The following is a 9,247-nucleotide window of genomic DNA, read 5'->3' on the forward strand; positions in this document are numbered from 1 at the left end:
GCAACAACCAGCGCAGCGCGCCGGCACCGGCCGATAGCAGCTTCGATGATGACGATATTCCGTTCTGATTGCATCACTTCACATATTTGCGAGTTTGACCAAAAGGCCATGATTTTCATGGCCTTTTTTAATGGCGAGGTCGACGAGCCTCGCCTCCATTGCTTGATTTCACCGGGGAAATAAGCGCAGCTGCGCTTGCCGTCATTCGTTGGAATAAAACGGATGCCGACACGGTTATATGGATTGCGCCTCGCATCGCCGGCGCTGAGTCCATTCAACGAGGTCCCTACACTCATGCCGGTCCCCGCAGGTATCCCCGCACGCTACACACGCACTGCCAAAGTTCTACATTGGCTGGTGGCTCTGTTCATACTGACCAACTTTGTCATCGGTCTACGTATGGAGCATTTCCCTGGTTACGCTCATACATCGCTAGAATGGAATGGCATCTTGTTCTGGCATGGCTCGATCGGTGCTTTGGTGCTCTGGTTGGCCGTTGCGCGGATTATCTGGCGTACGGGCCATCGGCCGCCGCCGCTGCCCGCCAATATCCCGGTTTGGCAAATAGGGATGGCACACGGCGTCCATGGGCTGCTTTATCTGGCCATGCTGGCGCTACCGCTTTCGGGATACGCCCATCGCGTGGCGGGAAATCATGCCGTCAGTTTTTTCAGCCTGTGGAATTGGCCCAACCTTTTCGCCCCCAATGAGTCGCTGCGCGTTCTGTTTGGGACAGTCCATATCAGTCTCGCTCTGGGACTCGGCGGCCTTCTCGTCCTTCATCTCGGCGCAGTACTAAAGCACCTGATTATCGACCGCGACGGCGTGGCCAAGAGGATGCTGTGATCGAGCTGCAAACGGACATCGGCAGCCGCTACTCCGGCTATTGATCTTTGTAGCTAAGAGTTAGGTCGACGATCGAGCGACACCGCGATTCCGGCTTGGCGATAGCTTTCTAAGGAGGCTGAATTCATGGCGTCTGGGCTATAAGCACTGAACTTCTTTAACGCATCGGGCGGTTGACGTATTCGCATCGCGCGTTGCCTGCCTCAGTCATAACTGGAAGGAGTCCCCCATGATCACGATGAAGTCACTTGGTCTTGCCGATGCAGGTCTCGTTATCCAGGCAGGCATCGATCACGCCAACAAGATCGGCTCGCCCAGCACGATCGCTGTGGTGGATGCGGGCGGGACAGTCATAGCGCAAGCCAGGATGGATGGAGCTTCGCTATCGAGCGTCGTACTAGCGTACGACAAGGCGTACACCAGTCTTTCGTGCCGGCTAGCCACAAGCGAGATCACCAAGATCGCGCAGCCGGGTGGCGATTTCTACGGTATCGCCAACGGCCTGGGAGGTCGCGCCATCATTTTTCCGGGTGGCATCCCAATCAGGGTGGGCGGTCAGGTGATTGGCGCCGTGGGTGCGAGCGGAGGCAATGGCGCACAGGACGAAGAAGTGGCGCGTGCTGCCGCGGCTGGCTTTTTCTGCTGAGCGATTCCACAGGAGACGGTAATGGCCACAGCAATGATTACCGGCGCGGGCATTATCGAAGGTGGCGCTATCGTCGACATCCCCGGCGAAAACATGCGTCGGCAGTTCGAGGTCAATGTGATCGGCCCCGTTCTGCTGACGCAAGGCATCGCCAGGAATATGATCAGGCGACGGACCGGCAAGATCGTCTTCATGTCGTCCGTTGTCGGAATTCTGTTCGGGCCCTTTCGTCGGCATCTGGCGCGTCAAAGCACGTGCTTGAAGCGATTGCGGAAACTATGAGCATGGAGCTGCAGGAGTTCGGTATCCAGGTCGCAGTCATCAATCCCGGGCCGTATCTTACAGGCTTCAACGATGCTGGATTCCTGGCGCCGACTGATTGGAATGACGATCCGTCCACACGTGTATTCGATTACACGAAGCTCTCGTTTCCCTTCGAGCAGTTCGATCCATCGTTGGCGCTCAAGAGCATCGCGGACATATAGCAGGCGATTCTGCGCTCTTCCGGAATGTGGTGACTCCGGAGCTCACTGACGGTGTACGTGAGCAGTCTTTGCAGGTTTGGACACGCAAGGCGACGGACGGTCCGGGTACACGATCCGTACTGGTTCAGAAGTCCTACGACATGAAGCCGGAGACAAGGGCGTGAAGCTAAGGATGACGAACGGTAGAAACGTATGTTCCAGTTTTTACCAATGAAAGTATTATCGTATTTGGGGAAATACGCCCGCAGTGGGCGCTTCTATCGGTGCGGGGTGACATCCCCACTTTCAGCTGCCTTGGTTCGGGAATGCCAAGCGGTAATTCTGCAGATCCTCTTGGAAGGCATTGCATTTAGCCAATTGCTTCCGGAGTTCTTGCCGGGGAAGACTGTAGTCAAATGATGCTGTCCAGCGCTGGATACGGGTAAGGGAAGCCACAATGGGCGCGGTATCGTGGTTGTGGCTAAGTGCTTTGAGGGGCAGGAGGTAGTCTTCGCGGTATACGGTTGGAACGATGATTCGGCATAGCCCCGCTTCGCTAAGTACGCAATTCATGGCCAGCCGCGCGGTACGCCCGTTTCCATCCAGGAAGGGATGGACCTCCGTGATGACGAACATGGTCATGATCGCTCTGGCGAGCGGTTCGCGAAGGCCTATAATGCGATCGAACCCTTCCCTCAGCGTTCCCGGCACGAGTTCGGGTGCCACAAAGAAAGTATTGCCTGCTTGATTGGCTCGGTCTTTCCATTCGCCAGGCTTTTTGTCCGCCCTGCTTTTCATGACGATGGCGTTCATGTCGCGTAGCCATGTGAGAAATTGTTCGGCGTTCTGCGGCGGCTGGTCACGCCAAGGTGAATGGATGGCTGCATAGAAGGTTCCCAGGATGTCGTGGGAATCTTCGCTGCGATGTTCGATGATCTTTCCGTGGAAAAGAATGTCTTCGGCTTCGCCAACAGTGAAGGTGGTTCCTTCAATGTAGTTGGAGAAGTAGCTCTCATAAAAGGCGAAGTTCTCTCTCGCGTCGCCTGCGGGGGCTGGGTCTGGCAGCCTGTTTAGTGTTGCTTCGTTGAGTTTGGCGAAGAGCGCGTCTAACAAAACCAATCTATCCGGGTCATAGGGACGCCCGGCCGCGCGCGCGATTGCCTGACGCGCCGTCAGCTTGTTGGTTTCGTGCGTTCCCAGCAGAGCTCCTATGACGCTATCGAGGCGCTTGAATGCCGCATTCATATCCAAGCGTGTTGCCAGCTCTCTCGCATGGTCACGCAGTTGATTCAGTCGATGCTCACCGCCGACCATCAGGAGACGGTCTAACTTGGATTCCAGTTCGGCCTGCGACAGAGTGCGCTCGGCCATTCCACGGCCTCGGCTAAAATTTTCCAGATACCGTCGCGGGTCGCTGGACATGTACAACTCACCGAGACGGGTATCCGGGCAGCTGCCTTCCCGTTGCCGTTCCGGGCCGGGAATGACCTCTACGAGCAGGCCAGGTAACTGCAGCGTCTGCCTTGTCTTGCCTCGCGTGACGAAGACACGCCCGTCTTGCGGCTTGCCATCAAAGGCTGACCGATACGAGATCACCCCACCGGGGAGCAGATAGCCCACGATGGCTCGCCAATGGCGTAGAACCACGGCCTCAGGCGAGCTCTTCAGGTTCGAGGTGTAAATGCCTCGATACAGACGCCTCAACTGCTCTTGGGCAGCTAGCCTGGTAATCCGGCGGTTTGCGGTGCTATCGGCCTTGGGCGCGAGCACCAGCTCAGGCAAATTGTCCGTAATTTGGGGCATTGTCTGCTCCCGAGTGGCCGAATCGTCCATAGCATAGCGAATACTTGGCTTTTTTGTCCGTTAGATGCTGAATACTCCTATATTATGAACATGGGCTAGTTGTCCGTATCTTAGGGTTTTGTCTGCCCTTACATGGCCAAATTGTCCGTAAAATAGTGAATACTTTGCCATTCTGTCCGTAACATGCCGATTACCTGGTTGCCTGAGGGCCGCGCTGCGGGGGTGATGCGGGTAGCTTTGTGTTGGCAGGATCCCCGGCCATGGTTCGCCAGACAACGAAGCGTCGCCGACAGCGGGCACCTACGCTGGGCTCCGATCTTTATCGTTCGGAGCTCTTATGGTGACTTTTGCGGTCGTGGGTGCTTTGGCTGCGGCGGTGGCGACGCATGTGCGCACGGATACGATCGACCTACAGCTCCCGGCTGCTCCGGGGCAGCATGTTGCCTTGCATTGCGTAGCCCCAGAGCATCCCTCGGGTGAGGTTGTGCTGTTCGTACATGGGGCGACATTCCCAACCAGGCTGGCCTTCGGGTTCGAATTCCGTCCGGGCGACTCCTGGATGCATTTCATGGCTGCCAAAGGTTTTCTGGCTTGCGGGCTGGATTTCCTGGGGTACGGCGGATCCAGCCGCCCGTCCGCCATGCTGGGCGCGGCCGATGCGGCGCCACCCTTCGAACGGGCCGGGCCAGCAGCGGACGAGATTGCCCTGGCGGTCGACTATCTGCGTGGGCAACGCGGTGCTCGTGCTATCCATCTGGTGGCGCATTCATGGGGAACGATCCCGGCAGCGCGATATGCCGCGCTGCATGGCGGGCAACTGCGCTCATTGACGCTGTTCGGTCCTATCGTCCCTGTGCCTTCGGCCAAGGCGGAACCGCCGGTGCGTGATGCCTGGTTTGGGCTCACTGCGCAGCAGCGGCTGGAACAACTTCGTTTCAAGAACGTTCTGCCTTCGGGCAAAGTGCTGCTCGAGCCCGCAGTAGAGCAACATTGGGCGGGCAAGTTCGCGGTATCGGCGCCTCACGTGCAAGGCGATGAGCCAGATGATTTGCGCATTCCCAACGGGCCGAATGCCGACATTGCCGCTGCCATGGCTGGCCAGTATCCCTATGCGCCTGACGACATCAAGGTGCCTGTCTTCGTGGTGTACGGAAACTACGATGTGGTTGTCGATGATGAGGGCGCAACCAAGTTCCTTGCTCGCTTCACAGCCAGCCCGCTGAAGTGGCAACTACGCATCGACGACGGTACGCATGTGATGCATCTGGAGCGTCAGCGTCACTCGCTGTACGAGAGTGTCGCAGCCTTTATTCGCGCCGCCGAAGCGGTGTCGCCATGAACGCCCGCAGTGTGCCAATCGGTGAGAAGCAAGCGGAACGCTCTCTGTTTGTGGTTGCATTCGAGGTCATGCCAGCACCGGGTTGCATGGCGGACTACTTGCATACCGCCACCGTGCTCCGTTCGACACTGGTGACAATGGAGGGCTTCTTGGCAAACGAACGCTTTGCGAGTCGATCTCGCCGCGACACCTTCCTGTCGTTGTCGCTATGGGACGACGAGAAAGCGTTGATCCGCTGGCGGGTGAACGGCCCTCATCATGCTGCGCAGGAAGCCGGGCGACAGCGCGTGTTTGCCGACTACCGATTGCGCGTCGGTGAGGCGACGCAAGTCACGGGGCCGTTTGCGGATCGTTCGGTGGGCTGGATGCGCCGCGATATCACCGCAGTCGGATCGGCGAAGTGGCTGAGCATCGTCGACGCGATGCTGCCATCGACATCGCCGCACTGGCGCGAGGTGGAAGCCGCACTGTCGGCGCAGTCGGGCTTGGTCAGCCGCGAGTTCTACGATCATCTACAGACATCTGGCCGGGTGGCGATCGTCTGCGGTTGGAACGATGAGCGGGATGCGCTCCGCTTTGCCGAGGCACCGTGCTGGAATGGGGTGCCGGAGCTGCAGATGTTCACCGTCAGGGTGATCCGGGATTACGGTATGGTGGATCGTCACGAAGCACCGCAGTTCTATCGATAGTCAGGAGGCCAAGGCCATGACCGAGCACAGAGCAGCCACGTCAGCGGACGATCCGGAGACCCGGCTGGCCTGGGTGGCGTCGGCGATCGCCGAGCCGGCGCGCAGCCGCATGCTTTGCAGTCTGCTCGATGGCCACGCGCGTACGGCGACCGAGCTGGCGGCCGTGGCCGGTGTCGGTGCGCCGACGGCCAGCGCGCACCTGCAGCGAATGAAGGAGCGCGGCCTGCTGCGCCTGTTCGAGCAGGGGCGGCATCGCTATTACCAATTGGCGGGAACGGAAGTCGCCCAGGCGCTGGAAGCCTTGCTGGTGGTCGCGGCGCCTGCGCAACCTTTCACGCCGTCCACGCCGCCTTCGTTGCGCCTGGCGCGGACTTGCTATGACCATCTCGCTGGCGAGCTGGGTGTGGCTTGGCATGATCGGCTGGTCGCGTTGGGCTGGCTGGGCGTTACCGCGAATGGTGCCGACTATTTGCTGACCTTTACCGGAAAAGAAGCGCTGCTGGCGCAGGGCATGGCGGAAGAGCATTCGCATCGACGCCGTTACGCCTATCCCTGCATGGATTGGAGCATGCGCCGCCCGCATCTGGGTGGCGCGCTCGGCGCCGCGCTGCTGGAACTTTGCCTTCGTCGCGGCTGGCTGCGACGGCAACTGGATAGCCGGGCATTGATCCTGACGCCGAAGGGCAAGCGGGATTTCGAGGCGATTTTTGGCATGGGTGCCAGAAAGATCGAAGCGCCGCAGCCGCAAGGCCGCGTTGTAGCTGACAACATGGTGCGGGCGTTGAACTAGTCTCTTAAGGCAGCCGATCTGAGCCGGATGACGAATGGAATCGCAAGCAGCGCCACTGCGGAAATCGCTGTTGCCAGATAGCCGATACTTCCCAGGCCCCAGTGCGGAATAACCGCGCCGCCGATGATCGCGCCAAGTCCGATGCCGGCGTTGGCTGCCGAAACATTGAGCGTGCCTGCTAACGCCTGGGCATGCGACGCCGCACGCATGACGCGCACCTGACAGATCGGAAACAGAGCGGTATAGGCGACGCCCCAGATCACGAACGGTATATCGAACCAGCCTTGGGCTTTTGCCAGGGCGATGCTTGCGGCCATGCCGATACCCAGGAGTATCAAGAACGCCGCTGTCGCGCCCATGGGATGGCGATCCACGGCATGACCGCCGAGCCAGTTGCCGGCAAGTCCGATCGCACCGAAGCCCATCAGCCACCAACCTACGTGGGCTGGCGCAATACCCACGACGTTTTCCAGTGTGTCGGCCAAGTAGGTGTAAGCAGTGAACATCGCGGTGAAAACGAGTACTGACAGCGCGACATGGGCGATAAAGTGCGGATCCTTAAGGATCTGTGCCTGCTCGCCGATCAGCATGCGTTGTGGGCGCTCCAATGTCGGCATGAACGCAGCCATCGATATCGCCATCGTCAGCGACAGGCCGGCCAGCAAAGCGAACGCGATGCGCCATCCAAACGCATGCGCGGCCAGCGTACCCAGCGGAATGCCGAATAGAAGCGCGGCCGAGATTCCCAGATAGACTTTCGATACCGCGCGCCCCGCGCGTTGCGGCCCGGCAAGCTGCCCGGCTGTCTCGCTGGCGGTGCCCCAGAACACGGGAAGCAGCAGGGCAGGGAGGAATCGCGCCAAGGCCAGCACGCCCAGATTCGGAGCGATGGCCGCAAGCGCGTTCGCTACTGCGAAGACCAGCAGGATGACGACGAACAGACGCTTGCGTTCGATGTGCGAGAGCAATCCTGTCAGCACTGGGCCGAATAACATCACCGTAAATGCGAAGAGTGTTACGAGCTGCCCCGCGGCGGAAATGGAGATGTCCAGGTCGTGCGCCAGCGGAGGTAGGAGCCCGACAATCAGGAACTCGGTGGTCACGATGACGAAGGCGGCTATGGCCAGGATGGCGATCGAGGCGGCGCCGCGCCGTGCCGACAGGGCGGGGGATGCCGGAGAAGCAGATGGCATGAGCTATTCAAGGAATTTGGGGTCCCCAGCTTATTGGAGATTATGGATCGCAATTTGGGTATTTTTTCCAGCTACTATGGAAAAATAATCCACAATCATGGGTTTCCTCATGAACCCCTCAGAACGACTGAAAGGCCTTGAAGCCTTTGTCTTTACCGCAGACGCCGGCAGCTTCACCGCGGCAGCCGAACGGCTGAACCTGACTAACTCTGCGGTTGGCAAAAGCGTGGCGCGTCTGGAGGCACGATTGGGCGTCCGGTTATTCGAGCGCTCCACGCGAACACTCGCGTTGACCGATGCCGGCGCGGCGTTCTATCGCACCTGCGTTCGCGTTCTGGCCGATCTGGAAGAAGCTGAATCGGTGCTGGCGGCGCAACGGTTGGAGCCGTCCGGTCATTTGCGCCTGGACTTGCCCGCTGCGTTCGGGCGCATGAAGGTGTTGCCGATACTGTTGCCGTTCTTTGAGCAGCATCCCAGCCTGTGCCCGCATGTCTCATTTACCGATCGCTTTGTGAATATCGTGGATGAAGGCATTGACATAGCGGTCCGTATTGGCGGCGGCAATATCTGGCCATCAGCCTTGGGACATCGATACCTAGGTAATGAGCGGCTGAGCTTTTGTGCTTCACCTGGATATCTCCGGCGGCGTGGAACGCCGTTGTCGGCTGCCACGTTGGAATTGCACGATGCAGTCGTTTATGGCCGCGCCGACGGCGGCACGACGCCTTGGTCGATTGCCCAGCAAGCTGGCCCGCCCGAGCAGCGAACGGTGGAGGCAAAGATGGCTCTCGGCAATGGTGAAGCAGTGGTCAGTGCGGTCAAGGCTGGCTGTGGTATCGCACAGTTGGCAACCTGGTTGGTGAGAGACGAACTGGAAGCGGGCACGATAGTGAAGATTCTTCCGCAGTTGGAAGTGGTAGGCCTGCCGCTCAATTTGGTATGGCAGCGTAATCGTCAGTTATCGCCGAAAGTCGATTCGATTCTCAAATTGCTGGCAGCTTCGCTGCGCATAGATTGATCGCGAGTGGAGCGATGAGTTATGCGAAAAACTCGGCCTAACTAACGAATTTTCTCGCAATTACGCAGCCAGCGATTTATGTGATCATCTCTCTATCGTCCGCATGCCCCAACATGAGCCATGCATGCGGACGACCTTCGCTGCATGAAGCAGCGGAAACGCGGATCGCATGAGCTCGCAACTCACACGATCCGCTAACCACAGCCAACTAACGGAGAGTTGACATGGCTGACGTAGATGATACGGCAAACGCACCCCCCGAGCCTGACTCTGGGGCAGTCCCTCGCCACATACTCGTGACCTTCCCGGCAGAATCGGCGCTTGACGATGTCATACGCGCGTCGTTTGCCATTGGGCAGGTGCTCGCCCAGGGCGTGGCCGCACGCGACGGTAAACAGCGTCACCATCCCACGGTTTCCTGGTGGGAAGACGCACGTACTGTCCACGGCTTGACCGCCG

At 59.1% G+C, this 9,247-nt stretch carries 12 protein-coding genes; 9 read left to right on the forward strand and 3 right to left on the reverse strand.

Annotation, left to right across the window (positions count from 1 at the left end; all coding sequences use genetic code 11):
- Positions 1-296 (reverse strand): hypothetical protein (locus VIM98_RS09980; protein WP_331992954.1); only part of this gene is annotated, 296 nt, incomplete at its 3' end.
- Here VIM98_RS09980 and VIM98_RS09985 point away from each other — a divergent pair.
- The 4 genes from VIM98_RS09985 to VIM98_RS10000 all read left to right on the forward strand — a co-directional run bounded on the left by VIM98_RS09985 (position 295) and on the right by VIM98_RS10000 (position 1,977).
- Positions 295-846 carry a cytochrome b gene (locus tag VIM98_RS09985; protein WP_331992955.1) on the forward strand — a complete coding sequence of 184 codons (552 nt, stop codon included), beginning with the start codon at positions 295-297 and terminating at the stop codon, positions 844-846. The genes VIM98_RS09980 and VIM98_RS09985 overlap by 2 nt on opposite strands.
- A 229-nt stretch (positions 847-1,075) precedes the next feature.
- Positions 1,076-1,492 carry a heme-binding protein gene (locus VIM98_RS09990; RefSeq protein WP_331992956.1) on the forward strand — a complete coding sequence of 139 codons (417 nt, stop codon included), beginning with the start codon at positions 1,076-1,078 and terminating at the stop codon, positions 1,490-1,492.
- A 21-nt stretch (positions 1,493-1,513) separates the two neighbouring features.
- Positions 1,514-1,774 (forward strand): SDR family NAD(P)-dependent oxidoreductase, encoded by a 261-nt coding sequence (locus VIM98_RS09995; RefSeq protein WP_331992957.1) that lies wholly within the window; start codon positions 1,514-1,516, stop codon positions 1,772-1,774.
- Entirely contained in the window at positions 1,771-1,977 is a 207-nt protein-coding gene (locus VIM98_RS10000; protein ID WP_331992958.1) for a hypothetical protein, read from the forward strand. The genes VIM98_RS09995 and VIM98_RS10000 overlap by 4 nt, the downstream gene beginning before the upstream one ends.
- A 285-nt stretch (positions 1,978-2,262) precedes the next feature.
- Here the strand turns inward: VIM98_RS10000 and VIM98_RS10005 are convergent, their stop codons facing one another.
- On the reverse strand, positions 2,263-3,759 hold the full coding sequence (locus tag VIM98_RS10005) for a Fic family protein (RefSeq protein WP_331992959.1): 1,497 nt from the start codon (positions 3,757-3,759) through the stop codon (positions 2,263-2,265).
- A gap of 337 nt (positions 3,760-4,096) precedes the next feature.
- Between VIM98_RS10005 and VIM98_RS10010 the strand changes: the two genes are divergently transcribed.
- The 3 genes from VIM98_RS10010 to VIM98_RS10020 are packed head-to-tail and all read left to right on the forward strand — an operon-like array spanning position 4,097 to position 6,577.
- Complete coding sequence (locus VIM98_RS10010) at positions 4,097-5,098, forward strand: alpha/beta hydrolase (RefSeq protein WP_331992960.1); 1,002 nt, start codon at positions 4,097-4,099, stop codon at positions 5,096-5,098.
- Entirely contained in the window at positions 5,095-5,787 is a 693-nt protein-coding gene (locus VIM98_RS10015) for an antibiotic biosynthesis monooxygenase (protein ID WP_331992961.1), read from the forward strand. Before VIM98_RS10010 ends, VIM98_RS10015 begins: the two co-directional genes overlap by 4 nt.
- Positions 5,788-5,803: 16 nt before the next feature.
- Entirely contained in the window at positions 5,804-6,577 is a 774-nt protein-coding gene (locus VIM98_RS10020) for a winged helix-turn-helix domain-containing protein (protein WP_331992962.1), read from the forward strand.
- Here VIM98_RS10020 and VIM98_RS10025 read toward each other — a convergent pair.
- Positions 6,574-7,770 (reverse strand): MFS transporter, encoded by a 1,197-nt coding sequence (locus VIM98_RS10025; protein ID WP_331992963.1) that lies wholly within the window; start codon positions 7,768-7,770, stop codon positions 6,574-6,576. The two genes, VIM98_RS10020 and VIM98_RS10025, sit on opposite strands and share 4 nt — an antisense overlap.
- 109 nt (positions 7,771-7,879) lie before the next feature.
- Between VIM98_RS10025 and VIM98_RS10030 the strand changes: the two genes are divergently transcribed.
- Positions 7,880-8,788: a LysR family transcriptional regulator gene (locus VIM98_RS10030; protein WP_331992964.1), complete on the forward strand. Its 909-nt coding sequence runs from the start codon at positions 7,880-7,882 to the stop codon at positions 8,786-8,788.
- Positions 8,789-9,012: 224 nt separating this feature from the next.
- On the forward strand, positions 9,013-9,247 hold a 235-nt coding region (locus tag VIM98_RS10035; RefSeq protein ID WP_331992965.1), incomplete at its 3' end, for a hypothetical protein.

The sequence above is a fragment of the Dyella sp. genome, assembly GCF_036568765.1.
Lineage (GTDB): Bacteria > Pseudomonadota > Gammaproteobacteria > Xanthomonadales > Rhodanobacteraceae > GSA-30.

Bases quoted from the DNA above. Each gene is read 5' to 3' on its own strand.
- VIM98_RS09985 (WP_331992955.1), top strand. From the start codon at position 295: ATGCCGGTCCCCGCAGGTATCCCCGCACGCTACACACGCACTGCCAAA.
- VIM98_RS09990 (WP_331992956.1), top strand. From the start codon at position 1,076: ATGATCACGATGAAGTCACTTGGTCTTGCCGATGCAGGTCTCGTTATC.
- VIM98_RS09995 (WP_331992957.1), top strand. From the start codon at position 1,514: ATGGCCACAGCAATGATTACCGGCGCGGGCATTATCGAAGGTGGCGCT.
- VIM98_RS10000 (WP_331992958.1), top strand. From the start codon at position 1,771: ATGAGCATGGAGCTGCAGGAGTTCGGTATCCAGGTCGCAGTCATCAAT.
- VIM98_RS10005 (WP_331992959.1), bottom strand. From the start codon at position 3,759: ATGCCCCAAATTACGGACAATTTGCCTGAGCTGGTGCTCGCGCCCAAG.
- VIM98_RS10010 (WP_331992960.1), top strand. From the start codon at position 4,097: ATGGTGACTTTTGCGGTCGTGGGTGCTTTGGCTGCGGCGGTGGCGACG.
- VIM98_RS10015 (WP_331992961.1), top strand. From the start codon at position 5,095: ATGAACGCCCGCAGTGTGCCAATCGGTGAGAAGCAAGCGGAACGCTCT.
- VIM98_RS10020 (WP_331992962.1), top strand. From the start codon at position 5,804: ATGACCGAGCACAGAGCAGCCACGTCAGCGGACGATCCGGAGACCCGG.
- VIM98_RS10025 (WP_331992963.1), bottom strand. From the start codon at position 7,770: ATGCCATCTGCTTCTCCGGCATCCCCCGCCCTGTCGGCACGGCGCGGC.
- VIM98_RS10030 (WP_331992964.1), top strand. From the start codon at position 7,880: ATGAACCCCTCAGAACGACTGAAAGGCCTTGAAGCCTTTGTCTTTACC.